The sequence below is a fragment of the Pseudomonas sp. G11 genome, assembly GCF_029457515.1.
In the GTDB taxonomy this organism is placed as follows: domain Bacteria; phylum Pseudomonadota; class Gammaproteobacteria; order Pseudomonadales; family Pseudomonadaceae; genus Aquipseudomonas; species Aquipseudomonas gorinensis.
Genome location: NZ_CP120377.1, coordinates 2,079,440 through 2,104,708, shown reverse-complemented (window position 1 = coordinate 2,104,708; position 25,269 = coordinate 2,079,440). Strand labels below are relative to the sequence as shown.

Annotated in this window: 22 protein-coding genes; 4 read left to right on the top strand and 18 right to left on the bottom strand. The window is 60.1% G+C overall.

The genetic code is table 11. The features are described from left to right. Positions 1–19: 19 nt before the first annotated feature. The 13 genes from P2T68_RS09635 to mtnA form a co-directional block, all read right to left on the bottom strand. Positions 20–1,138 carry a capsular polysaccharide biosynthesis protein CapF gene (locus P2T68_RS09635; protein ID WP_277379288.1) on the bottom strand — a complete coding sequence of 373 codons (1,119 nt, stop codon included), beginning with the start codon at positions 1,136–1,138 and terminating at the stop codon, positions 20–22. 3 nt (positions 1,139–1,141) lie between these two features. Then, positions 1,142–2,176: a polysaccharide biosynthesis protein gene (locus P2T68_RS09630; RefSeq protein ID WP_277379287.1), complete on the bottom strand. Its 1,035-nt coding sequence runs from the start codon at positions 2,174–2,176 to the stop codon at positions 1,142–1,144. Positions 2,177–2,660: 484 nt separating this feature from the next. Beyond that, positions 2,661–2,915 carry a hypothetical protein gene (locus P2T68_RS09625; RefSeq protein ID WP_346772497.1) on the bottom strand — a complete coding sequence of 85 codons (255 nt, stop codon included), beginning with the start codon at positions 2,913–2,915 and terminating at the stop codon, positions 2,661–2,663. Then, entirely contained in the window at positions 2,912–3,208 is a 297-nt protein-coding gene (gene ihfB, locus P2T68_RS09620) for an integration host factor subunit beta (RefSeq protein WP_003218804.1), read from the bottom strand. Before ihfB ends, P2T68_RS09625 begins: the two co-directional genes overlap by 4 nt. 132 nt (positions 3,209–3,340) lie before the next feature. Next, a complete protein-coding gene (locus P2T68_RS09615) occupies positions 3,341–3,625 on the bottom strand; it encodes a hypothetical protein (protein ID WP_024074157.1) in 285 nt (94 codons plus the stop codon). Positions 3,626–3,783: 158 nt separating this feature from the next. Next, positions 3,784–5,469: a 30S ribosomal protein S1 gene (gene rpsA / locus P2T68_RS09610; protein ID WP_024074156.1), complete on the bottom strand. Its 1,686-nt coding sequence runs from the start codon at positions 5,467–5,469 to the stop codon at positions 3,784–3,786. Between the two features lie 120 nt (positions 5,470–5,589). Beyond that, positions 5,590–6,279, bottom strand: a complete 690-nt coding sequence (cmk, locus tag P2T68_RS09605) for a (d)CMP kinase (RefSeq protein WP_003172653.1) — start codon at positions 6,277–6,279, stop codon at positions 5,590–5,592. Next, positions 6,276–8,486 carry a bifunctional prephenate dehydrogenase/3-phosphoshikimate 1-carboxyvinyltransferase gene (locus P2T68_RS09600; RefSeq protein WP_277379742.1) on the bottom strand — a complete coding sequence of 737 codons (2,211 nt, stop codon included), beginning with the start codon at positions 8,484–8,486 and terminating at the stop codon, positions 6,276–6,278. Before P2T68_RS09600 ends, cmk begins: the two co-directional genes overlap by 4 nt. Before the next feature lie 28 nt (positions 8,487–8,514). Beyond that, on the bottom strand, positions 8,515–9,627 hold the full coding sequence (hisC, locus tag P2T68_RS09595) for a histidinol-phosphate transaminase (protein WP_024074154.1): 1,113 nt from the start codon (positions 9,625–9,627) through the stop codon (positions 8,515–8,517). Between the two features lie 9 nt (positions 9,628–9,636). Continuing rightward, positions 9,637–10,731: a prephenate dehydratase gene (pheA, locus tag P2T68_RS09590; RefSeq protein WP_043047445.1), complete on the bottom strand. Its 1,095-nt coding sequence runs from the start codon at positions 10,729–10,731 to the stop codon at positions 9,637–9,639. Continuing rightward, the gene (serC, locus tag P2T68_RS09585) at positions 10,731–11,816 is read right to left on the bottom strand and encodes a 3-phosphoserine/phosphohydroxythreonine transaminase (protein ID WP_277379286.1); all 1,086 of its coding nucleotides are present in this window, start codon (positions 11,814–11,816) and stop codon (positions 10,731–10,733) included. Before serC ends, pheA begins: the two co-directional genes overlap by 1 nt. 212 nt (positions 11,817–12,028) lie before the next feature. After that, the gene (gene gyrA, locus P2T68_RS09580) at positions 12,029–14,683 is read right to left on the bottom strand and encodes a DNA gyrase subunit A (protein WP_024074152.1); all 2,655 of its coding nucleotides are present in this window, start codon (positions 14,681–14,683) and stop codon (positions 12,029–12,031) included. Between the two features lie 423 nt (positions 14,684–15,106). Continuing rightward, positions 15,107–16,183, bottom strand: coding sequence for an S-methyl-5-thioribose-1-phosphate isomerase (gene mtnA / locus P2T68_RS09575; RefSeq protein ID WP_150056197.1), 1,077 nt, complete (start codon positions 16,181–16,183; stop codon positions 15,107–15,109). Positions 16,184–16,292: 109 nt separating this feature from the next. Here mtnA and P2T68_RS09570 point away from each other — a divergent pair, with 109 nt between their 5' ends. The 4 genes from P2T68_RS09570 (at position 16,293) to P2T68_RS09555 (ending at position 19,880) form a co-directional block, all read left to right on the top strand. Next, the gene (locus P2T68_RS09570) at positions 16,293–17,618 is read left to right on the top strand and encodes a TRZ/ATZ family hydrolase (RefSeq protein WP_069075513.1); all 1,326 of its coding nucleotides are present in this window, start codon (positions 16,293–16,295) and stop codon (positions 17,616–17,618) included. Between the two features lie 70 nt (positions 17,619–17,688). Further along, positions 17,689–18,387, top strand: coding sequence for a bifunctional 2-polyprenyl-6-hydroxyphenol methylase/3-demethylubiquinol 3-O-methyltransferase UbiG (gene ubiG, locus P2T68_RS09565; RefSeq protein WP_024074149.1), 699 nt, complete (start codon positions 17,689–17,691; stop codon positions 18,385–18,387). 4 nt (positions 18,388–18,391) lie between these two features. Beyond that, complete coding sequence (gene mupP, locus P2T68_RS09560) at positions 18,392–19,063, top strand: N-acetylmuramic acid 6-phosphate phosphatase MupP (protein WP_150293086.1); 672 nt, start codon at positions 18,392–18,394, stop codon at positions 19,061–19,063. Positions 19,064–19,139: 76 nt separating this feature from the next. Then, on the top strand, positions 19,140–19,880 hold the full coding sequence (locus P2T68_RS09555) for a YciK family oxidoreductase (RefSeq protein WP_024074147.1): 741 nt from the start codon (positions 19,140–19,142) through the stop codon (positions 19,878–19,880). 121 nt (positions 19,881–20,001) lie between these two features. Here P2T68_RS09555 and P2T68_RS09550 read toward each other — a convergent pair whose 3' ends face one another. The 5 genes from P2T68_RS09550 to P2T68_RS09530 are packed head-to-tail and all read right to left on the bottom strand — an operon-like array spanning position 20,002 to position 25,268. Beyond that, positions 20,002–21,516, bottom strand: a complete 1,515-nt coding sequence (locus P2T68_RS09550) for an ABC transporter substrate-binding protein (protein ID WP_024074146.1) — start codon at positions 21,514–21,516, stop codon at positions 20,002–20,004. Further along, complete coding sequence (locus P2T68_RS09545; RefSeq protein ID WP_102624377.1) at positions 21,498–22,517, bottom strand: ABC transporter ATP-binding protein; 1,020 nt, start codon at positions 22,515–22,517, stop codon at positions 21,498–21,500. The genes P2T68_RS09550 and P2T68_RS09545 overlap by 19 nt, the downstream gene beginning before the upstream one ends. Then, positions 22,514–23,470 (bottom strand): ABC transporter ATP-binding protein, encoded by a 957-nt coding sequence (locus P2T68_RS09540; RefSeq protein WP_150055479.1) that lies wholly within the window; start codon positions 23,468–23,470, stop codon positions 22,514–22,516. Before P2T68_RS09540 ends, P2T68_RS09545 begins: the two co-directional genes overlap by 4 nt. Next, positions 23,467–24,324 carry an ABC transporter permease gene (locus P2T68_RS09535; RefSeq protein WP_024074143.1) on the bottom strand — a complete coding sequence of 286 codons (858 nt, stop codon included), beginning with the start codon at positions 24,322–24,324 and terminating at the stop codon, positions 23,467–23,469. Before P2T68_RS09535 ends, P2T68_RS09540 begins: the two co-directional genes overlap by 4 nt. After that, positions 24,321–25,268, bottom strand: a complete 948-nt coding sequence (locus tag P2T68_RS09530; RefSeq protein ID WP_024074142.1) for an ABC transporter permease — start codon at positions 25,266–25,268, stop codon at positions 24,321–24,323. Before P2T68_RS09530 ends, P2T68_RS09535 begins: the two co-directional genes overlap by 4 nt. Position 25,269 lies beyond the last annotated feature (1 nt).

Below are 25,269 nucleotides of genomic sequence, written 5' to 3'. Positions count from 1 at the left end.
TTGCCTGATGCACCCATGCTCAAGCTTGAGTAGCCACCGGCATCACAAAGGTGTCTGGCCGCTCACGATCAAAAATCTCGTTAGCCCAGAGCATGACGATCATTTCGTCTTCGCCGACATTGGTAATGTCATGAGTCCAACCAGGCACCGTCTCCACCACCCGAGGCTGTTCACCCTGAGTGAACAGCTCATGGAATTCACCCGATACGATATGGCGAAAACGGAAGCAGGCCTTGCCTTTGATTACCAGAAATTTTTCTGTCTTGCTGTGGTGGTAATGACCACCACGTGTGACGCCAGGGTGCGCGGTGAAGTAGGAAAACTGCCCACTGTCCCTGGTCTTCAGCATTTCAACGAAAACACCGCGCGGGTCGCCATACTTCGGAACGTCATAAGTGAATTGCTCTACGGGCAGGTAACTGACGTAGGTTGAGTAGAGCGCTCGCACCAAGCCTGTACCAACGGCCTCACTGATCAACGTGTCGCGGCTGTCGCGAAACGCGTACAACTGATCCGCCAGCTCCCCGACGGAAATGCTGTAAACCGGGCTCACCTGAGCCTCAGAGCCGTGATGTAGACTCGAGTCCATTATCTGGATAAAACAGTCGACGACATCGTCGATGTAAACCAGGCTGACCATCGCTTGTCGATCATTGACCTGGATCGGCAGGCCTCGGGTGATGTTGTGGCAAAAAGTCGCCACGGCCGAGTTGTAGTCAGGTCGCGCCCACTTACCGAACACATTGGGCAGGCGCAGGACATGCACCCTGGCCCCGTAGTTCGCCTGTAGATCGTGCAATGCGTGCTCAGCAGCCAACTTGCTGACACCGTAGGGATTATCACGGCCAGCCTGCGTCGACGAGGTGTAGAGCACCGGAGTGAGCTTGCCACTTTCCTTGATGGCCTCACATAGCGCCAGCGTGAGGTCAGTGTTGCCCACTTTGAACTCATCGGACGATTGCGGCCGATTGACGCCTGCCAGGTGGAATACAAAATCCACCTCGGCAACCAACGCTGGCAGTTGTGCGATGCTGTTATCACGGGTAAATGCGACAACTTCGATATCACTACGCTCGCTCAAATGCGCAATCAGGTTCTTGCCGACAAAACCGTTGGCTCCGGTGATCAGTACCTTCATCACTCATTCCTCCGGCGTAGCGAGTTCGCCACGCTGGATCGCTTGCATGAACTCAAGTTTGAGCAGCAACTGTTGCATGCCAGCTACATCCAGCCGCTCAGTGTTATGGGAGTTGTAGTCTTCGGTACGGGAGATCTTTTCTTCACCCTGCTCTACAAATTTTGAGTAGTTCAAGTCACGCAGATCGGGGGGAATGCGGTAGTAATCTCCCTTGTCATCAGCGCAGGCCATTTCTTCACGACTCAACAACGCCTCAAAGAGTTTTTCGCCATGGCGAGTGCCGATGATCTGGATGGGGTGCTCAGGTCTGCCGACCATTGCAGTCAGTGCCTTGGCTAAGGTCTCGACGGTCGCAGCAGGTGCTTTCTGAACAAAAAGATCGCCATTGCGACCGTGCTCGAAAGCATACAACACCAGATCGACAGCATCCGCCAGCGTCATCATGAAGCGAGTCATGTTTGGATCAGTCAACGTCAGTGCGTTACCTGCACGAATCTGCTCAATGAACAAAGGAATGACAGAGCCCCGTGAAGCCATCACATTACCGTAGCGGGTACCGCAGATAACGGTCTTGGCATCATTCACATTACGGGACTTTGCAACCATAACTTTTTCCATCATCGCCTTGGAGATACCCATGGCATTGATAGGGTAGACAGCCTTGTCGGTACTCAGGCAAACCACTCGCTTGACCGTGTTCTGGATAGCGGCCTCCAGGACATTCTCAGTGCCGATAATGTTGGTCTTGACCGCTTCCATCGGATGAAACTCACAGGAAGGCACCTGCTTCAGTGCGGCCGCGTGGAAAATGTAGTCCACACCCCGCGTGGCATTGAGCACACTTTGATAGTCGCGCACATCACCTATGTAGAACTTGAGCTTGGTGTCGGCGTAGCGCTTGCGCATGTCATCCTGCTTCTTCTCATCGCGACTGAAGATGCGGATTTCTGCAATATCACTGTCGAGGAAGCGCTTTAGGACGGCGTTGCCGAATGAACCGGTGCCACCGGTGATAAGAAGCGTTTTTCCGCTGAACATATTAAGTCCTAAGCAACACGCACAGCACGACAAGCTTCTAGTCGGCCACTCACCTCAATGCCTGCAGACCAACAAAGCCAACATGCCGCCCCGGAATGCTCAACAGTGAAGAGGTTCAAGGAAAACGTCGAAGCTTGTTAGCAAACAGCCGAAAAATAAGCTTTGTGTGGTGCAGTTAAAAATGAAGGGCATGGAAATTGGTGGCTATTTTAAGGCCTGCATCCTTAAAGTCAAAAGCGAACACTGATGCAGGATGCGTAACAATATACCTTAAAGGCAATGAGGAGGATGGGGATCGATCCCCGCACCACGAAGGGGAGTAACGCTGACCGGCCACTGTCCTGGAACGGCGAAATATTTCATACAGATAGAAGCTCAATAACCCCATTAAACGAGTAAAAGCCCCCTCTCATAAAAACAGGATGGGCGCCTCGACCTTCTACTGGGCCACCCAGACCATAAGGACAGTATTCTGCAAACCGCATCAGGTCTTCGGGCGAGCTTTCTTAAGACCGACTACCAACCCCAACATCGGGCCAATGATCATCCCCACCACTAGCGCCAAGGTCGTAAAAACCGAAACAGGCAGCTCAACGGTAGACCAGCCGAAAAATGACAGTGTCGTACCTTGCTGATTTTCCAGCACAAAAAAAACAACGCCGAGCGCGAAGAATAAAACAGATACAACCACTAAAAAGCGCCTGGCTCTTAGCATCACGTTCTCCTGAAAGTCGATCAAACGCCCTCTTCCTCATCCTCATTCACCCGATCCCGCAATTCCTTCCCCGGCTTGAAATGAGGCACAAACTTCCCATCTAGGCTGACGGACTGACCTGTTTTAGGATTACGACCTACACGAGGCGCACGATAATGCAGCGAAAAGCTCCCAAACCCACGGATCTCAATCCGATCGCCGGTAGCTAGGCACTGCGACATCTGTTCAAGCATAGTCTTGATAGCCAGCTCTACATCCTTGGATGAGAGCAGCCCTTGATGGGTGACAATTCGTTCGATCAACTCCGACTTCGTCATATTTTTCCCTTCTTTTTCAAGCAGCTAGGAAAAGCGCTTCGAAGGTTTTAGCATGACTTGATGAATTTGAACAGCCCATGTATCAAACTATCTCCAGGATGGATAAACAGCCGCAAGACCTCCATTGCGCCCTCAATTGCAGATCACCAACATCGTCCGAGTCACCGCCCCTGCCGGGTTCCAGCCGAACAGATAGTCACCCCCCTCATCCTTGGCGTCACTGGACCGGGTGATCACCTTGTAGCCCTGCATCTTGCACTCACGGGCGGCGCGCTTCTCGCACTTATCCCAGTTGTTGCCAAGGCCCGAGCAGTCGACCTCGATACCGCTGGCACCGCGCTTGGCGTGGGTCTTGGCGCTGGTGGCGGAGCAGCCTGCAAGCATTACCACTGCACATATGACGATAAGCCTGTTCATCCAAATCCTTATTGAGTCAGCAACACGGGGATCGCTTCTGAAGACTATAGTCACTTCAGACCGCCGCCAACACGTCTTGGTTCTAGATGGTTGATTCAACAAATTTCAGGCAAAAAAAGGGGCGACCGAAGTCGCCCCTTTTTATAGCGTTACAGAACTTAGTTCTGCTTAGCCATTGCTTCGCGCAGCAGGGAGGCCATGGTGGTCTCGCCTTTTTCAGCTTCCGGAGCAGCTTTCAGGCTCTGGATAGCTTCTTTCTCTTCCACTTCGTCTTTCGACTTGATGGAGAGCTGGATCACGCGGCTCTTACGATCAACGCTGATGATCTTGGCTTCTACTTCCTGGCCTTCTTTCAGAACGTTGCGCGCGTCTTCAACGCGGTCACGGCTGATTTCGGAGGCTTTCAGAGTCGCTTCGATATCGTTGGCGAGAGTGATGATGGCGCCTTTAGCGTCAACTTCTTTCACGATGCCTTTAACGATTGCGCCTTTGTCGTTCTCTTGAACGTACTCGGAGAACGGATCGCTTTCCAGCTGCTTGATACCCAGGGAGATGCGCTCGCGCTCTGGGTCAACCGACAGGATAACGGTGTCCAGCTCGTCGCCCTTCTTGAAGCGACGAACAGCTTCTTCGCCCACTTCGTTCCAGGAGATGTCGGACAGGTGAACCAGGCCGTCGATGCCGCCGTCCAGACCAATGAAGATACCGAAATCGGTGATCGACTTGATGGTGCCGGAGATTTTATCGCCCTTGTTGAACTGGCCAGAGAAATCTTCCCATGGGTTAGATTTGCACTGCTTGATGCCCAGGGAGATACGACGACGCTCTTCGTCGATGTCCAGAACCATAACTTCCACTTCGTCGCCGACTTGTACGACTTTCGAAGGGTGGATGTTCTTGTTGGTCCAGTCCATTTCGGAAACGTGTACCAGGCCTTCCACGCCTTCTTCCAGCTCTGCGAAGCAGCCGTAGTCGGTCAGGTTGGTTACACGCGCGGTGACGCGAGTGCTTTCTGGGTAACGGGCTTTGATAGCAACCCATGGGTCTTCACCCAGTTGCTTCAGGCCCAGGGAAACACGGTTGCGCTCGCGATCGTATTTCAGAACCTTGACATCGATCTCGTCGCCAACGTTGACGATTTCGGAAGGATGCTTGATACGCTTCCAAGCCATGTCGGTAATGTGCAGCAGGCCATCCACGCCGCCGAGGTCGACGAATGCGCCGTAGTCGGTGAGGTTTTTGACGATACCTTTGACTTGTTGGCCTTCCTGCAGGGATTCCAGCAGAGCTTCACGCTCGGCGGAGTTCTCTGCTTCCAGCACGCTGCGACGGGAAACGACAACGTTGTTGCGCTTCTGGTCGAGCTTGATGACTTTGAATTCGAGTTCTTTGCCTTCCAGGTGCGTGGTGTCGCGCACTGGACGAACGTCGACCAAAGAACCTGGCAGGAACGCACGGATGCCGTTAACGTCGACTGTGAAGCCGCCTTTAACCTTACCGTTGATAACGCCCTTGACCACTTCTTCAGCTGCGAAGGCTGCTTCGAGAACAATCCAGCATTCAGCGCGCTTGGCTTTTTCACGGGACAGCTTGGTTTCACCGAAACCGTCTTCAACCGAGTCCAGAGCAACGTGAACTTCGTCACCGACATTGATTGTCAGATCACCAGCATCGTTGTAGAACTGTTCCAGCGGGATCAGAGCTTCAGACTTCAGACCAGCGTGAACGGTTACCCAGCGAGCTTGGTAATCGATATCAACGATAACACCGGTGATGATGGAGCCTGCCTGAAGGTTCAGGGTTTTTAGGCTTTCTTCAAAGAGTTCCGCAAAGCTTTCGCTCATTTTAATTCCTGTTGATAAGGGCGAAGAATACGCCCATCTCCACACCCCAGACGGTGTGGGTCAGTTTCAGTTAAAAGAAGCCACCGCAGGACTATGACTGGTCCCCTGCGGCCTTCTTGATCACCCGGCGATATCGCGAATGGCGATTTCACTCAAGATGCGTTCCAGCACCTGCTCGATGGACAACTCCGTGGAATCCAGCTGTATGGCATCAGCCGCCGGTTTGAGCGGGGCTACTGCGCGCTGGGTATCACGCTCATCGCGTGCACGGATCTCATCTAGCAGACTCGACAGACTAACACCATCGACTTTGCCCTTCAACTGCAAGTAGCGGCGGCGAGCACGTTCCTCGGCACTGGCGGTCAGGAAAATCTTCAGCGGTGCCTCAGGAAACACCACGGTCCCCATGTCGCGACCGTCTGCCACCAGGCCCGGTGGCTCCTGGAATGCCCGCTGGCGCTGCAGCAGTGCATCGCGTACGGCCGGCAGCGCGGCGACCTGGGAAGCCCAGGAACCGACTTGTTCATTACGCAGGTCGTCGGTCACATCATCGCCTTCCAGGATGATGCGCTGCGGATGACCTTCCGTCGCGCCGACGAACTGCACATCGAGATGCGCCGCCAGCAGTTTCAGGGATTCTTCGTTGGTCAGGTCGACGCCATGGTTGCGTGCGGCAAATGCCAGCAGGCGGTACAGCGCGCCGGAGTCCAGCAGGCACCAGCCGAGGCGCTTGGCCAGGATGCCGGCGATCGTGCCTTTGCCCGAGCCGCTTGGCCCGTCGATGGTAATCACCGGTGCTTTGATATTCACAATTGAGCCTCTTGGGCAACACGGATGCCGACTTGGGCACACAGTGTAAGAAAGTTCGGAAAAGATGTAGCTACATTGGCGCAGTCACGGATACGAATCGGCGCCGTCGCCCGCAGGGACGCCACGCTGAACGCCATGGCAATCCGATGATCGCCGTGGGCATGGACTTCACCACCCCCCATCGGGCCACCCTCAATGATAATCCCATCAGGGGTGGGTTCACACTTCACGCCCAGCGCCAGCAGACCATCGGCCATGACCTGGATGCGGTCAGACTCCTTGACCCGCAGCTCCTCGGCACCGCGCAAGACGGTTCGCCCAGTGGCGCAAGCCGCGGCGACAAACAGCACGGGAAACTCGTCGATCGCCAAGGGCACCAGCGCCTCGGGAATCTCGATACCCTTGAGTACAGCAGCACGAACCCGTAGGTCGGCCACCGGCTCACCGCCCACTTCCCGCTGATTTTCGAGGCTGATATCTGCGCCCATCAGCCGCAGGATATCGATCACACCGGTACGCGTCGGATTGATGCCCACATGCTCCAGCAACAACTCGGAACCCTCGGCAATCGACGCCGCCACCAGGAAAAACGCCGAAGACGAAATATCCCCCGGCACCTCGATGTGGGCAGCGGTCAGCCCATGGCCTGATTCCACCGACGCCGTCGCGCCCTCCACCACCACCGGATATCCAAAGCCGCGCAGCATCCGTTCGGTATGGTCACGGGTCGGCGCTGGCTCGGTCACCGACGTCTTACCTTCGGCATACAGCCCGGCAAGCAACAGGCAGGATTTGACCTGCGCACTCGCCATCGGCATCGCATAGGCCAGGCCTTTCAGCGTCTGCCCGCCGCGAATGGTCAACGGCGGACGCCCTTCCGGTCCGGTCTCGATCACCGCGCCCATGTCCCGCAACGGCTTGGCCACGCGGCTCATCGGGCGCTTGGACAGCGAAGCATCGCCGGTCAGGACGCTGTCGAAGCGCTGCGCCGCCAGCAAGCCGGACAGCAGTCGCATCGAAGTGCCGGAATTGCCGAGATAGATCGGCCCTGGCGCCGGCTTCAAGCCATGCAGCCCCACACCATGGATAGTCACGCGCCCATGGTGCGGCCCTTCAATCACCACGCCCATGTCGCGAAACGCCTGCAAAGTCGCCAAGGCATCCTCGCCCTCAAGGAACCCCTCGACTTCCGTCACGCCCTCGGCCAACGAACCGAGCATGATCGAACGATGGGAGATCGACTTGTCACCCGGCACCCGGATGCGCCCGCTCAAGCGGCCACCCGGGTTGGCGATGAAAGTCAGGTCATCGGCGTTCACTGCGGTTTCCATATAGGCCCGGCGCGCCAGGATCTTGCTGAAATGTTCACGTGCCACCCGCGCACGGGTGAACACGCCCAATAATTGATGGCCATCCCCGGCATCCACCGCGTCGCGCAAGGCGTCGAGGTCACTGCGAAAGGTGTCCAAGGTGCGCAACACCGCTTCGCGATTGGCGAGAAAGATGTCGTGCCACATCACCGGGTCGCTGCCGGCAATCCGCGTAAAATCGCGGAAGCCACCCGCGGCGTAGCGGAAAATTTCCAGGTTCTCGTTGCGCTTGGCCAGCGAATCCACCAAGCCAAACGCCAGCAGATGAGGCAGGTGACTGGTCGCCGCCAGCACTTCGTCGTGGCGCTCGACCTGCATATGCTCCACATCCGCCCCCAACTCACGCCAGAGACGATCCACCACGGCCAGCGCGGCCGGGTCGGTTTGCTCCAGCGGCGTCAAGATCACTTTATGGCGGCGGAACAGCTGCGCATTGGAGGCTTCCACCCCGCTCTGCTCGGAACCGGCAATCGGATGGCCCGGTACAAAACGCGACGGCATGCCGCCAAAGGCCTGTTGCGCTGCACGCACCACATTGCCCTTGGCACTGCCGACGTCCGTCAGGATCGCCTGGCCCAGGTCCATGCCGGCCAACAGCGCCAGCAGTTTTTCCATGGCCAGGATCGGCACGGCGAGCTGGATCACGTCCGCGCCCTGGCACGCGAGCGCCAGGTCCGCCTCGCAGCGATCCACGACGCCCAGTTCTACCGCCAGCTTGCGCGATTGCGGGTCGAGGTCCACACCCACCACTTCGCCACACAATCCACTTTCACGCAGGCCCTTGGCGAAGGAACCACCGATCAAACCCAGGCCGACCACCACCAGGCGACCGATCATAGGCACAACAGGTTGCAATGCAGTGACATCAACCACGAGCCAGAACCTTGGCCAGCGCCTCCAGGAAGCGACTGTTTTCAGCCGGCAAGCCAATGGTGATACGCAGGTGATTCGGCATGCCGTAGTTGGCCACCGGGCGAACGATCACGCCTTCGCGCAGCAGGCCCTGGAAGATTGGCGCGGCCACTTGGCCGAGGTCGACGCAGATGAAGTTGCCCTTGGACGGAATCCAGCCCAGGCCCAACTCACGGAAGCCTTCCTGCAATTGCAGCATGCCGCTTTCGTTGGTGCGGCGCCCTTCTTCCAGGTACTCGGTATCCTGCACCGCCGCACAGGCCGCCGCCAGGGCGAGGCTGTTGACGTTGAAAGGTTGGCGCACGCGGTTCAGCACATCAGCGACGACCGCCGTCGACAGGCCGTAGCCGACCCGAAGAGACGCCAGGCCGTAAGCCTTGGAGAAGGTGCGCGACACCAGAAGGTTCGGGTAGGCCGCCAGGAAATCCAGGCCGTCCGGCAGGTCACTGCCCTCGGCGTACTCGATATAGGCTTCGTCCAGAACAACCAGCACGTGCTCAGGCACGTCTTGCAGGAAGTCATTCAACGCCTGCGCGTCGAACCAGGTACCGGTCGGGTTGTTCGGGTTGGCGATAAAAACCACGCGAGTCTGGGCGTCGATGGCTGCCAGCATCGCTGGCAGGTCGTGACCCCAATCCTTGGCAGGAATCACACGCGCCTCGGCACCGACGGCCTGAGTGACGATCGGGTAGACCGCAAATGCGTGTTCGCTGAACACCGCGTTCAAGCCAGGTGCCAGATAGGCACGCCCCACCAGCTCAAGGATGTCGTTGGAACCATTGCCCAGGGTGACCTGGTTCAGCTCGACCCGGCACTTTTGCGCCAGCAAGGACTTGAGGGCAAACCCGTTGCCATCCGGATAACGGGTCAGTTCGGCCAGTTCTTCACGAATCGCCGCCAATACCTTGGGGCTCGGACCCAGTGGGTTCTCGTTACTCGCCAGCTTGACGATCTTCGCCGGGTCCAGGTTCAACTCACGCGCCAACTCGTCCACAGGCTTGCCCGGAACGTAAGGCGACAGTTGTTGCACGCCCGGCTGCGCCAGGGCGAGGAAGTTGCCACTCATGTTAAAGCCTCACAAAACCGCTTTCGGGTAAGAGCCCAGCACCTTGAGTGCCACGGCTTCCTGACTGATCTTCTCCAGCACGCCTTTGACCAGCGGATCGCGGTGGTGGCCGATGAAGTCGATAAAGAACACATACGTCCATTTACCGCTGCGCGAAGGACGGGTCTCGATGCGCGTCAGGTCAATCCCGTTGTCGTGGAACGGCACCAGCAGCTCATGCAGCGCGCCAGGCTTGTTGCTCATGGAGACGATGATCGACGTCTTGTCGTCGCCGGTCGGCGGTACTTCCTGACTGCCGATCATCAGAAAGCGCGTGGAGTTGTCCGGACGGTCTTCAATCTTCTCGGCCAGGCGCGTCAAGCCGTACAGGCCAGCGGCCATATCACCGGCAATCGCCGCCGAATTCCACTCGCCCTTGACCCGCTTGGCCGCTTCGGCGTTGCTGGACACCGCCACGCGCTCGACATTCGGGTAATGGGCGTCCAGCCACTTGCGGCACTGGGCCAGGGACTGGGCATGGGAATAGATACGGCTGATGCTGTCGGTCTTGGTGTTTTCGCCCACCAGCAGGTGGTGGTGGATGCGCAGCTCGACTTCGCCGCAGATCACCATGTCGTGCTCGAGGAAGCTGTCCAGCGTGTGGTTGACCGCGCCTTCGGTGGAGTTTTCCACCGGCACCACGCCAAAGTTCACCGCGCCGGCGGCCACTTCGCGGAACACTTCGTCGATGGCGGCCATCGGCTTGCTGATCACCGCGTGACCGAAGTGCTTCATGGCAGCAGCCTGGGTGAACGTGCCCTCGGGACCGAGGTACGCCACCTTCAGCGGCTGCTCCAGGGCCAGGCACGACGACATGATTTCGCGGAACAACCGCGCCATCTCTTCGTTGCCCAGCGGCCCCCTGTTACGCTCCATCACGCGCTTGAGTACCTGGGCCTCGCGCTCAGGCCGGTAGAACACCGGCACTTCGCCTTCAGCCAGGGACGCCATCTTCACCCGTGCCACTTCCTGGGCGCACCGCGCGCGCTCACTGATCAGTTCCAGGACTTTCTCGTCCAGGCTGTCAATGCGCACGCGCAGGGCCTTGAGTTCTTGCTCAGACATTAGCCGTGTTCCTTTTCGAACTCTGCCATGTAGGCCACCAGCGCGTTGATCGCGTTGATGTCGACAGCGTTGTAGATGGAGGCGCGCATACCGCCCACTGAGCGATGGCCCTTGAGGTTCAGCAGGCCACGCGCGTCGGCACCGGCCAGGAACGGCTTGTCCAGGCGGTCATCGGCCAGGCGGAACGGCACGTTCATCCACGAGCGGTCGGTCAGGTTGATCGGGTTGCTGTACAGGCCGCTGGCGTCGATGAAGTTGTACAGGACGCGCTTCTTCTCTTCGTTGAGCTTGCCAATGGCAGCCACGCCGCCCTGCTCTTTCAGCCACTCGAACACCAGGCCCGACAGGTACCAGGCGAACGCCGGCGGGGTGTTATACATCGAGCCGTTATCAGCCGCGACCTTGTAGTTGAGCATGGTCGGGCACACCGAGCGGGCACGCCCCAGCAGGTCTTCACGGATGATGTTGACCAGGATGCCGCTCGGGCCGATGTTCTTCTGCGCGCCGGCGTAGATCATGCCGTACTTGGACACATCGATAGGGCGCGAAAGAATGTCCGAAGACATGTCGCACACCAGCGGGACATCCCCCACTTCAGGCACCCAGTCAAACTCCAGGCCACCGATGGTTTCGTTTTGCACGTAGTGCACGTAGGCCGCGTCCTTCGACAACTTCCATTCGTTCTGACCTGGAATCGCGAAGTAGTCGTAGGGCTTGGCGGTGCCGGCAACGTTGACATGGCCGTAGCGCGAAGCCTCTTCAATGGCTTTCTGCGACCAGATACCGGTGTCGATATAGTCGGCAGTGCCGTCTTCCGGCAGCAGGTTCAGCGGCAACTGGGCGAACTGCTGGCTAGCGCCGCCTTGCAGGAACAGCACTTTGTAGTCGGAAGGGATGTCCAGCAAGTCGCGCAGGTCCTGCTCGGCCTTGGTGGCAATGGACACGAACTCATCACTGCGATGGCTCATTTCCATCACGGAGAGGCCTTTTCCATGCCAGTCGAGGAGTTCACCCTGCGCACGCTGCAGGACTGCTTCAGGAAGCGCCGCGGGACCGGCACAGAAGTTATAGGCTCTCTTGCTCACATCCAATCTCTCTGATCTGGTGGGACTGAAATCAAACACTGTAGGCGTGAGCTTGCTCGCGAAAAACCCGAGAGCGCAAGGGCGTATCAGGCAGCCCGCGTTATCGTTGACGATTTTCGCGAGCAGGCTCGCTCCTACAGGGGGCGGCGTTGTTATTTCAAAGGGGACAAACAACAAGGGGGCGAATCTTCATCCGCCCCCTGTATGTCCGCTTATTCCTGCGGTTCTTCTTCGTCTGCGGCAGCGTCGAGGGTTGGCTCGTCGACGTTGTCATCGCCGCTTGCGATCACCTCACCTTCGAACTCTTCACCTTCCAGCTCTTCACCTTCGACTTCCGACGGCTCCTGGACACGCTCCAGGCCGACCAGTTTTTCGTCCTTGGCCAGCTTGATCAGCGTCACGCCCTGGGTGTTACGGCCCAGGCTCGAGACTTCAGCTACGCGGGTACGCACCAGGGTGCCCTGGTCGGAAATCAGCATGATTTCCTCGCCATCGAGCACCTGGACCGCGCCGACCAGACGGCCGTTGCGATCGTTGCTGACCATGGCGATCACGCCTTGGCCGCCACGCTTGTACTCCGGGAACTCGCTGATGGCCGTACGCTTGCCATAACCACGCTCGGAAGCAGTGAGGATCTGGCTGCCTTCTTCCGGGATCAACATCGAAATCAGCTTCTGCCCTTCCGGCAGGCGCATACCACGCACACCGCGGGCGGTACGGCCCATGGCGCGAACGTCGGATTCCTTGAAGCGCGTCACCTTGCCACCGTCGGAGAACAGCATGACTTCACGCTCGCCATCGGTGATGGCCGCGCTGATCAATACGTCGCCTTCGTCCAGCTCCAGGGCGATCAGGCCCACGCTGCGTTGACGGCTGAAGGATTCCAGCGGGGTCTTCTTCACGGTGCCTTTGGCGGTGGCCATGAAGATGAAATGACCTTCGGTGTATTCCTCGACCGGCAACATGGTGGTGATGTATTCATCACTGTCCAGCGGCAGCAGGTTGACCAACGGACGACCACGGGCGGCACGGGAGGCTTCCGGGATTTCGTAGGTTTTCAGCCAGTACACCTTGCCCTTGCTGGAGAACAGCAGCAGCGTGGTGTGGCTGTTGGCGACCAGCAGGTGAGCGATGTAGTCCTCATCCTTCACGCCGGTAGCCGATTTACCTTTACCGCCACGACGCTGGGCCTGGTACGCAGCCAATGGCTGGGTCTTGGCGTAGCCACCGTGGGAGATGGTCACGACGCGCTCTTCTTCCGGGATCATGTCACCCAGGGTCAGGTCGAGGCGCGCATCGAGGATTTCGGTGCGGCGCACATCGCCGTATTCGGCACGGATCACTTCCAGTTCTTCGCGGATCACTTCCATCAGGCGCACGGCGCTGTTGAGGATGCGGATCAGCTCGCCGATCTGGTTGAGGATCTCCTGGTACTCGGCCAGCAGCTTCTCGTGCTCCAGGCCAGTCAGGCGGTGCAAGCGCAGTTCAAGGATGGCCTGGGCCTGTTCCGGCGACAGGAAGTACTTGCCGTCACGCAGACCGTATTGCGGGTCCAGGGTCTCTGGACGGCAAGAGTCGGCACCCGCGCGTTCAACCATGGCCACTACGGCGCTGGATTCCCACGGCATCTTGATCAGCGCTTCTTTAGCTTCCGACGGCGTCGGCGAAGCCTTGATCAGGGCGATCACCGGGTCGATGTTCGACAACGCAACCGCCTGGCCTTCCAGGATGTGGCCGCGTTCGCGAGCCTTGCGCAGTTCGAACACGGTACGGCGGGTGACCACTTCGCGGCGGTGACGCACGAAGGCTTCCAGCAGGTCCTTGAGGTTCAGGATGCGTGGGCGGCCGTCGATCAGTGCAACCACGTTGATACCAAACACGCTTTGCAGCTGGGTCTGGGCATAGAGGTTGTTGAGGATCACCTCGGGCACTTCGCCGCGACGCAGCTCGATCACCACGCGCATACCGTCTTTGTCGGACTCGTCGCGCAGTTCGGTGATGCCTTCGAGTTTTTTTTCTTTGACCAGCTCGGCGATCTTCTCGATCAGGCGCGCCTTGTTCAGCTGGTAAGGCAGCTCAGTGATAACGATCTGCTGGCGGCCACCGACCTTGTCGATGTCTTCGATGATCGAGCGGGCACGCATGTAAATGCGGCCGCGACCGGTGCGGTAGGCTTCGATGATACCGGCGCGACCGTTGATGATCGCGGCGGTCGGGAAGTCCGGACCGGGAATGTATTGCATCAGCTCATCGACGGTCAGCTCAGGGTTGTCGATGAGGGCCAGGCAACCGTCGATGACTTCACCGAGGTTGTGCGGCGGGATGTTGGTGGCCATGCCCACGGCGATACCGCTGGAGCCGTTGACCAGCAGGTTGGGAATACGGGTCGGCATGACCGCCGGGATCATTTCGGTGCCGTCGTAGTTCGGCACCCAGTCCACGGTTTCTTTATGCAGGTCGGCCAGCAGCTCGTGCGCCAGCTTGGTCATGCGCACTTCGGTGTATCGCATGGCCGCGGCGTTGTCGCCGTCGACCGAACCGAAGTTGCCCTGGCCGTCTACCAGCAGGTAGCGCAGGGAAAACGGCTGGGCCATCCGAACGATGGTGTCGTACACCGCGGTGTCGCCGTGAGGGTGATACTTACCGATCACGTCACCGACAACACGGGCAGATTTCTTGTACGGCTTGTTCCAGTCGTTACCCAGCTCGCTCATCGCGAACAGCACACGCCGGTGCACGGGCTTCAAGCCATCGCGCGCATCAGGCAGTGCCCGACCGACAATTACGCTCATCGCGTAGTCGAGGTAGGACTGTTTCAGCTCGTCTTCGATATTGACCGGGAGGATTTCTTTGGCCAGTTCGCCCATGAGAAGCCTGATTCCTTTTTCGGGTGAAACCTCGTCACATCCATATGGGACGAACGAAGCTCGTCGCTGCCGGCATGGTGCCTGACAACGACTTACGACAAATCAACGAGTTATGACACGGATCTGCGCGTTAAGGATCCCCCCTCGGGGCGACCCTGGAAACCGCCGGATGTTATCACAATCGCCGCCACGCACCTATCCCCCTGATGCGCATGGAGACTAGTAATTTGACGGATGACAGGCTTGAAGAGGACGAGAGGGGCTCAGAGATGGGGTGGTGCTTTTTTTTGAGGGCGGATCGGAGGGTTTTATTGACTTTCAGGGCCAATCGGGGGCAAGCCCCCTGCCACATTTTGACTGCGCTCACCATTCAAGTGTGGGAGGGGCTTGCCCCCGATAGCCATTTCACAAACACCGCAGCCATCAATGCAGGCGTTTACGACACATCAACTTGGCCAGCTTGACCGTGTCAGGACGCTCGACGATGCCTTTTTCGGTCACGATCACATCGATCAAGTCGGCCGGGGTCACGTCAAACACCGGATTATAGGCACTCACATCGGCGGCGAAGCGCTGGCCCGCGACTTCCAGTAATTCATCGGCATCACGCTCTTCCAGCGCCACGTCATCGCCGGTCGCCATCATCAGGTCGAGGGTCGAGCTCGGCGCCACCACCATAAACCGTACGCCGTGGTGCATGGCGCACACCGCCAGTTGATAGGTACCGATCTTGCCGATCACATCGCCATTGGCCGCGATACAGTCGGCGCCGACAACGACCCAGGTGACGCCCTTGGTCTTGAGAATATGCGCGCCCGCCGAATCCGCATTGACCATCACCGGAACACCATCGCCCGCCAACTCCCAGGCGGTCAGGCGCGAGCCTTGCAACCAGGGCCGGGTTTCGTTGGCGTAGACCTGTTCGACCAACCCCTCCAGGAAGGCCGCGCGAATCACGCCGAGGGCCGTGCCGAAGCCTCCCGTCGCCAACGCGCCCGCGTTGCCGTGGGTCAGGATCGCCTGGGCATTGCCTTGGTGCTTGCGAATCCGTTCGACGCCCAGTTGGGCCATGACAAGGTTGGCTTCACGATCGCTTTCATGGATTGCAATAGCCTCGGCTTCCAGCATCGCCAGCGGGTCGGCGTGCTTTTTGACGCGGTCCAGGCGGTCGCGCATGCGCTTGAGGGCCCAGAACAGGTTCGAGGCGGTCGGGCGAGTCGCGGCCAGTAGTGCGTAGTCTTCTTCCCACGCGGCCTGCCAGTCGCCGCCTTCTGCGATGCGTTCGCGGGCGGCGAGCACCAGGCCATAGGCGGCGCTGATGCCGATGGCCGAGGCGCCGCGCACCACCATGGCGCGAATGGCCGCAGCCACCTCCTCCACCGTGGAGCAGCTCACCCAGCTTTCCCGCGAGGGCAACACACGCTGATCGAGCAGGTGCAGTGCGCCATCACGCCAATCGATGGCCTTCACTTTCTCCGCGGCCAACAGTCGATCGCGCATCCCTCACCCCGCTCTCATGAACAAAAGCCGCCGATTATAGCGATCCGCCAGCCAGGACGCTCGGGTATACTTCGCGCTTCTTTTATAGCTGCCCAGGAAGAAGCCTTCGATGACCCCCACTGCCGCCCCGCTCGACTTATTGCTACTGCCGACCTGGCTGGTACCTGTCGAACCTGCCGGCGTGGTGCTCAAGGAGCATGCCCTGGGCATTCGCGATGGGCGCATTGCCTTTATCGGGCCACGGGCGACGGCCTTGAAGCTTTCGGCCCGTGAAGTCCGCGAGCTGCCGGGCATGCTGCTCAGCCCAGGCCTGGTCAACGCCCACGGGCATGCGGCGATGAGCCTGTTTCGCGGCCTGGCCGACGACTTGCCACTGATGACCTGGCTGGAAAAACACATCTGGCCCGCCGAAGCCAAGTGGGTCGACGAAGCCTTCGTGCGCGACGGCACCGACCTGGCCATCGCCGAACAGCTCAAGGGCGGCATTACGTGTTTCTCGGACATGTACTTCTACCCCAAGGTCGCCAGCGAATGCGTGCACAACAGCGGCATGCGCGCACAGATCGCGGTTCCGATCCTCGACTTCCCGATTCCCGGCGCCAGCACCGCCGATGAAGCCCTGCGCCAGGGCATCGAGCTGTTCGGCGACCTCAAGCATCACCCACGCATCAGGATCACCTTCGGCCCCCACGCCCCCTACACCGTGAGCGATGCCAACCTGGAAAAGATCCGGGTGATCGCCGAGGAGCTGGACGCCGCAATCCATATGCATGTGCACGAAACCGCGCATGAGGTGCAACAAGCGGTGGAGCAGACCGGCGAACGCCCGCTGGCACGCCTGGGCCGCCTCGGCCTGCTGGGCCCGCGCTTCCAGGCCGTTCACATGACCCAAATCAGCGAGGATGACCTGGCTTTGCTGGTAGAAAGCAACACCAGCGTGATCCATTGCCCGGAATCGAACCTGAAACTGGCCAGCGGCTTCTGCCCGGTGGAGCGTCTGTGGCAGGCTGGCGTCAACGTGGCCATCGGCACCGATGGCGCCGCCAGCAACAATGACCTGGACCTGTTGGGCGAAACCCGCACGGCTGCAATGCTGGCCAAGGCCGTTGCCGGCTCGGCCACCGCGCTGGACGCCCATCGCGCCCTGCGCATGGCGACCCTCAACGGCGCCCGGGCCCTGGGCCTGGAGAGCGAGATAGGTTCGCTGGAAGTCGGCAAGGCAGCGGATATCGTGGCCTTCGATCTTTCAGGGTTGGCGCAACAACCGATCTACGATCCGGTCTCACAACTTATATATGCCACCGGACGCGATTGCGTGAAACACCTTTGGGTCGCCGGCAAGCAGTTGCTCGACGACCGGCAATTGACCCGCATGGATGAACAACAGTTGACCGCCACGGCCATTGCCTGGGGTAGACGCATCAGCGGGCACTAAGCATAACGCCGCTGCTGAACCCGTGCGTTCAGCACCGGCAAACCGATTTATCAGTTTTAGAGGATGCACCATGAGCAACGTTGACCACGCCGAAATCGCCAAATTCGAAGCCTTGGCGCACCGCTGGTGGGACCGCGAAAGCGAGTTCAAGCCCCTGCACGACATCAACCCCCTGCGGGTCAACTGGATTGACGAGCGCGTCAACCTGGCCGGCAAGAAGGTGCTGGATGTCGGTTGCGGTGGCGGCATCCTCAGTGAAGCCATGGCCCAGCGCGGCGCGACCGTGATGGGTATCGACATGGGCGAAGCGCCGCTGGCCGTGGCCCAGTTGCACCAGCTGGAATCCGGGGTGAGCGTGGAATACCGCCAGATCACTGCCGAAGCCCTGGCCGACGAGTTGCCCGAGCAGTTCGACGTGGTCACTTGCCTTGAGATGCTGGAACACGTGCCGGACCCGTCCTCGGTGATCCGCGCCTGCTTCCGCATGGTCAAGCCGGGCGGCCAGGTGTTCTTCTCCACCATCAACCGCAATCCCAAGGCTTACCTGTTCGCGATCATCGGCGCTGAATACATCATGAAGCTGCTGCCGCGCGGCACCCATGACTTCAAGAAATTTATCCGCCCGTCCGAGCTGGGTGCCTGGAGCCGCCAGGCCGGGCTGACCGTCAAGGACATCATCGGCCTGACCTACAACCCGCTGACCAAGCACTACAAGCTGGCCAGCGACGTCGACGTCAACTACATGATCCAGACCCTGCGCGAGGAGTGAGCCTGTGAAGTTGCGAGCGGTTCTCTTCGATATGGACGGTACCTTGCTGGACACCGCGCCAGACTTTATCGCCATCTGCCAGGCCATGCGCGCTGACCGCGGCCTCGCGCCGGTCAACGACCAGCACATCCGCGATGAAATTTCCGGCGGTGCACGGGCAATGGTCGCCGTGACCTTCGCCATGGACCCGGAATCCCCAGGCTTTGAAGAGCTGCGCCAGGAATTCCTGGAGCGCTACCTCAAGGGCTGCGCGATTCACAGCGCGTTGTTCGACGGCATGGCCGAGCTGCTGGAAGACATCGAGAAGTCCAAGCTGATCTGGGGCGTGGTCACCAACAAGCCGGTGCGCTTTGCCGAACCGATCATGCAGCAACTGGGCCTGGCCGAGCGGTCGGCGTTGCTGATCTGCCCGGACCACGTGACGAACAGCAAGCCGCACCCCGAGCCGCTGATCCTGGCGTGCAAGATGCTCGACCTGGACCCGGCCAGCGTGCTGTTCGTGGGCGATGACCTGCGCGACATCGAATCCGGCCGCGATGCCGGCACCCGCACCGCAGCGGTGACCTATGGCTATATCCACCCGGACGACAACCCACGTCACTGGGGCGCGGACGTGGTAGTGGATCACCCGCTGGAACTGCGCAAGGTGCTGGATAACGCGCTGTGCAGTTGCTGATGGCTCACTCGCTCTACTGACTAAGGAAGATCCAATGTGGGTGTTTGCAACCTACTGAATTCTGTCGAGGCTTTTTATGTTTGATTACTCTGCACGTCCAGAACTGCTCAAAGGCCGGGTCATCCTGGTGACCGGTGCGGGTCGCGGGATTGGCGCGGCGGCAGCGAAAACCTACGCGGCCCATGGCGCCACCGTGCTGTTGCTGGGCAAGACCGAAGCCAACCTGGCCCAGGTGTATGACGAGATCGAAGCCGCCGGCCACCCACAACCGGTGGTCATCCCGTTCAACCTGGAGACCGCCCTGCCCCATCAATACGATGAGCTGGCCGCGATGATCGAAAAAGAATTCGGCCACCTCGACGGCCTGCTGCACAACGCCTCGATCATCGGCCCACGCACGCCGATCGAGCAGTTGTCCGGCGAGAACTTCATGCGGGTGATGCACATCAACGTGAATGCCATGTTCATGTTGACCAGTACGCTGCTGCCCCTGCTCAAGCTGTCCCAGGATGCGTCGGTGGTGTTCACCTCCAGCAGCGTCGGGCGTAAGGGCCGTGCGTATTGGGGGGCTTACGGCGTGTCGAAATTCGCCACTGAAGGCCTGATGCAAACCCTGGCCGACGAGCTCGACACAGTTGCGCCCGTACGGGCCAACAGCATCAACCCAGGCGCCACGCGCACCAGCATGCGGGCCCAGGCGTACCCAGGGGAAAACCCGGCGGATAACCCGGCACCGGAAGCAATCATGCCGGTGTACCTGTACCTGATGGGGCCGGACAGTACCGGGATCAATGGGCAGGCGTTCGACGCGCAGTAAAACCAAATGTGGGAGGGGGCTTGCTCCCGATGGCGGTGGGTCAGCCACAGATACAGTGACTGACACCCTGCCATCGGGGGCAAGCCCCCTCCCACATTTCTATTGCGGTGTTCCCTGGGCCTTAGTTTTTCACCACTTCCTCAAGGGTGAAGCGTCCCAGTGGGTTTTGCAGGAAGTTGCTCACATTCTTGCGCGAGATGTTGATGTACGGGCTGTAGTACAGGTCGATCCAGTTCACATCCTGTTTCGCCAGTTTCTGCAGGTCGATATACATCTGCTCACGCTTGGCCGGGTCGGCCTCGATGCGGGCCGCGGCCACCAGCGCCTTGACCTGGTCGTTCTTGTAGCGGGTCATGTAGTTCTGGTTGGTGTCGTGGCCCAGTACGAAGGTGGTCTTCTGGTCAGGGTCGAGGATGTCGTTGGTCCAGTACATCACTGAAATATCGTAAGTACCGTCCACCAGCATCTGCCAGCTTTGAGTCGGGTCGACTTTCTGCAGGTTGGCGGTGACGCCGACCTTGGCCAGTTGATCCTTGATGATCACCGCAATCTGCTCGTCGGCCTCGTTGCCGGCGTTGACCACATAGTTGAGCTTCAAGTCCTTGGCGCCGGCATCGGCCAGCAGCTTCTTGGCGGCGGCGGGGTCATACGGGCGCTGCAGGTTGTTGGCGTAGTGGTACAGCGAGCCTTTTGGAATGTAGGAATAGGCCACGGTGCCTTGACCGTAAGTGGCGGTCTTCACCAGCGATTGTTTATCGATGGCCATGTCCAGCGCCTGACGCACTTCCGGCTTGGCCAACAGGCCGTGCTCGTGGTTGATCAGCAGGTGGTCTTCACGGGTCGACGGGTCGGAGTGGATCACCACGTTCTTGTCTTTTTTCAGCTCTTCCACCCGGGAGAACGGTACAAAGATCGCCGTGTCCAGCTCGTTGTTCTGCACCATGCGCATGCGCGTGTTGTCGTCAGTGACCGACACCCACTCCACGCCATCCAGGCTCACGTTCTTGGCCTGCCAGAAGTTCGGGTTCTTTTTCAGGATCACCCGATCGCCCTTGCGCCATTCGTCCACGGTAAACGCACCGGAGGTCACCGGGTTTTCCGCGTAGGCGTCTTCGCCCATCTTGGTCATGGCTTTTTCCGACAGGATCGATACCGTCGGCGACGCGAGTTGCGAGAGGAAGGCGACCGCAGGGGTTTTCAGCGTCACGACCAGGGTTTTGGGGTCGGTGGCCTTGGCCGTATTGATCAGGCTGAACGGGTCGCTCCACAGCGAAGCCTTGTTGTCGCGGATACGCAACAGGCTGAACGCCGCATCCTCAGCGGTGATCGGCGAGCCGTCGGAGAACTTCGCCTCGCGCAGTTTGAATGTGTAGGTCAGGCCGTCCTTGGAGATATCCCAGCTTTCGGCCAGCCCCGGTTCCATCTTGGTCCCCAGGTTATCGACACGCACCAGGGTGTCGTAGACGTTGGCGAATACCCAGGTGTCGCGGTTTTGCGCACTTTTGATCGGGTCAAACGTGGTGCTGTCTTCACGGCAACCGATGGTCAGTACGCCGGCGGCCTGGGCCAGCCCGGCAGTGAGGGACCAGGCGGTTAACGTCGCAGCAGCGAGCAACTTCAAGTGGCGGGATTGCATGTCATAACTCCTTGTTTATGGACGGCAGAAAGGGTCAACGGTTCTTCAAGCACGCAACTGTACCGATGCTCGTGCAGGAAATGGGTCGGCGGCAACACCATGGAACACAGGGCCTTGGCATACCGGCAACGCGGGTGAAACGCACAGCCGGTGGGGACATTCAATGGGCTGGGCGGCTCACCCGGCAAGGGTTCCGTAGGCAATGGCCGATGCGGATCGATCTCCGGGATCGCCTGGATCAGCGCCGCCGTATACGGATGGCGCGGCGAAGTGAACACCGCCTCCACCGGGCCCTCCTCCACGATCTTGCCCAGGTACATCACCGCCACGCGGTCGCACAGGCGGCGCACGATGGCCAGGTCATGGGCGATGAACAGGATCGCCAGGTTCATGCGCTGTTGCAGTTCCAGCAACAGGTTGATGATCTGGCCCTGGATCGACACATCCAGCGCCGCCACACACTCATCAGCGATGATCAAACGCGGCTCCACCGCCAGCGCACGGGCGATGCCCACGCGCTGGCACTGGCCGCCGCTGAGCGCGCCGGGTTTGCGCTCGGCGAGTTCGGGACGCAGGCCGACCAGGTCGAGCAGTTCGTTGACGCGAGCCGGAATCTGTTGCGCGGGGACCTTGCGTTGCACCCGCAGCACCTCGGCAATGGTTTCGCCAATGGTGTGGCGCGGGTTCAGCGCGGCATACGGGTCCTGGAAAATCATCGCGGTTTCATGGCGCAGCCGGGCGATATCGATGGCGCTGCCGTGGGCCATATCAATACCGTCGAACAACACTTGGCCGGCGCTGATCGGGTTGAGGTGCAGAATCGCACGGCCCAGAGTGCTCTTGCCGCTGCCGGATTCGCCCACCAGGCCGAGGGTCTCGCCCGCCGCCAGGTTCAGCGATACCCCGTTCACCGCCCTCACCCACTGCTTGTTCAAACCCAACACGCCAGTGCCAGACGCGGCAAAGCGCACCTCCAGGTCTTTGATCTGCAACAGGCTCATGGCCGATCTCCCAAAGGATAGTGACAGGCCACACGCGAGCCTTCAGGCAGCTGCTGGGTGCATAGGTCGCCGACCTGCGGGCAGCGTGGGTTGAAGCGACACCCGGCGGGCAACGCATCCAGCAGCGGCGGCTGGCCTGGGATGGTGCGCAGCAACGCATGCCCGCTGCTGTGGGCAGGCTGGCAGTCGATCAGCCCAGCGGTGTAAGGATGCCGGGGGTGGGCCAGCAGGTCGTATTTGCTGCCGTGCTCGCACAGGCGACCGGCGTACATCACGGCGATGGAGTCGCAGGTCTGCGCCACCACGCCGAGGTCGTGGGTGATCATGATGATCGACAGGCCACGCTGGTCGCGCAGGTCCAGCAACAGGCGCAGGATTTGCGCCTGCACGGTCACATCGAGGGCCGTGGTCGGCTCATCGGCGATCAACACCTGCGGGTTGCAGCCCAGGGCCACGGCGATCATCGCGCGCTGGCGCATGCCGCCGGAAAACTCATGGGGATAGTTGTCGACCCGCGCCTGGGGATCAGGGATCCCCACCTGGCGCAGCACGTCGATGGCTTGCAGGCGCGCGTCTTTCTTCGACGCACCTTGATGCAGGCGAATACCCTCGGCGATCTGCTCGCCAATGCGCATCAGCGGGTCGAGGTGGCTGCTGGGGTTCTGGAAGATCATACCCAGTTGCCCGCCACGCACTGCGCGCATGCCGGCGTCATCCAGCTGCAACAAATCGCGGCCGGCCAGGCGCACGGCCCCGCCTTGCACCCGCAGGTTGGGCGACGGCAACAAGCGCATCAGCCCGCGACAGGCCATCGTCTTGCCCGAGCCGCTTTCACCCACCAGGCCGAGGATTTCACCTTCGGCCAGGTCAAAGGACACACGATCGACCAGGGTGACATCACGCCCGGCGTTATGGGCGATCACACTCAAGTCCTGTACCTGAAGCAGGCTCATGTTCGATCCCCCAGCACTTGCGCCACACCGTCGGCCAACAGGCTGAAGCCCATGGCCAGGGTCACGATGGCCAGGCCCGGGAAGGTGCAGAGCCACCAGGCCGTGGTGATAAAGGCCTGCCCTTCGGCCACCATGGTGCCCCATTCGGCGGTCGGCGGTTGTACACCCAGGCCGAGGTAGCTCACCGCCGCCCCATTGAGCAGCACCAGCACGGCGTCAGACATGGAAAACACAATCGAGCCAAACAGGGCGTTGGGCAGCAAATGCCGAAACAGGATGCGCCCGTGGCCAAAGCCCAGGCTCTTGGCCGCCAGGGCAAAGTCGCTTTCCTTGAGCACCAGGATCTGCGAGCGGATCAGCCGCGCATACGACACCCAGCCCACCAGTGCCATGGCGATATAAAAACTCTTCAAGCCCGGGCCGAGGATGGCCATGATCGCCAACATCAATACGAGGAACGGGAACGCCAGGACCACGTCGATCACGCGCATGCAGAAATTGTCGAAACGCCCGCCGATGTAGCCGGAAACCGCACCGACAAAGGTGCCGATCATGAACGGGAAAATCACCCCGACAATGGCCAATTGCAGGTCAATGCGCGCGCCCCAGATCACCCGCGAAAGGATGTCACGACCATAATTGTCCGTGCCAAACGGATGGGCAAGGCTTGGCCCCAGCAGGCTCAGATCCGTGTTCTGCGCAATCGGGTCATAGGGCGCGATCCACGGCGCGAACAGCGCCAAGGCAAACCACGCCAACAGAATCGCCAGGCCCCACGCGGCGGTCAGCCGGCCATTGCGAAAGCCAAACCGCAAGCGCAAGCGCCAGGGCACAATCAACGAGCGGCTGTTCATTGCATTTTCACCCGTGGGTCGAGGGCGACGGTCACGACATCCGCCACAAAGTTGACCACCACCGTCGCACAGGCCAGCACCATGGCCACCCCCTGCACCACCATGTAGTCGCGGGTAAAGATGCCACGGACCAGCAACTGGCCGATGCCGGGAATGGCGAACAGGCTTTCGATCACCACCGTGCCGCTGATCAACCAACCGATGTTCACCGCCAGCAGGTTGACCGCCGGCACCAGGGAATTGGGTAACACATGCCGGCGAAACACCGCAGCCTCCGACAACCCCCGGGCGCGGGCGGCGGTGACATGGTCGGCCTGCAACTCCATCAACATGCTCGCCCGCAGGTTGCGCACCAGCACCGCGGACAACGCCAGGGCGATGGTCAGGCATGGCAGGACCATATGGTGCGCCTTGTCCAGCCAGGTGCGGCCGTAGCCCGACACCGGGAACAAGCCCCATTGCACGCTGAGCAACAGGATCAGCATCAAGCCCAGCCAGAATGCCGGCATGCCCAGGCCGACCGTGGTGAATACGCGGATCAGGTTGTCGGCCCAGCCACCTTTATGCCGCGCCGCCAAGGTCGCCAGCGGTATCGCGATCAACAGCGCCAGCACCACGCTGCCAAGGACCAGCACCAACGTCGGCTCGATGCGGGTGACGATCAGCTTCAGGGCATCGACCTTGTACAGCAGCGATTGGCCGAGGTCGCCCTTGAGCAGGTTTTTGAGAAAGTAGAAATATTGCAGCCACAACGGCTGGTCGAGGCCGAACTGCGCGCGGATTTTCAGCAAGGCGTCCGGGGTGCTGCGCGAGCCCAGCAGCGCGCGGGCGGGGTCGCCGGGAATCGAGCGTACCAGCACAAAGGTGATCAGGCTGATGCCAAACAGCACCGGCAACAATTGCAGGGGCCGGGACAGTACAAAACGGTAGCGCGCCAGGTTCATT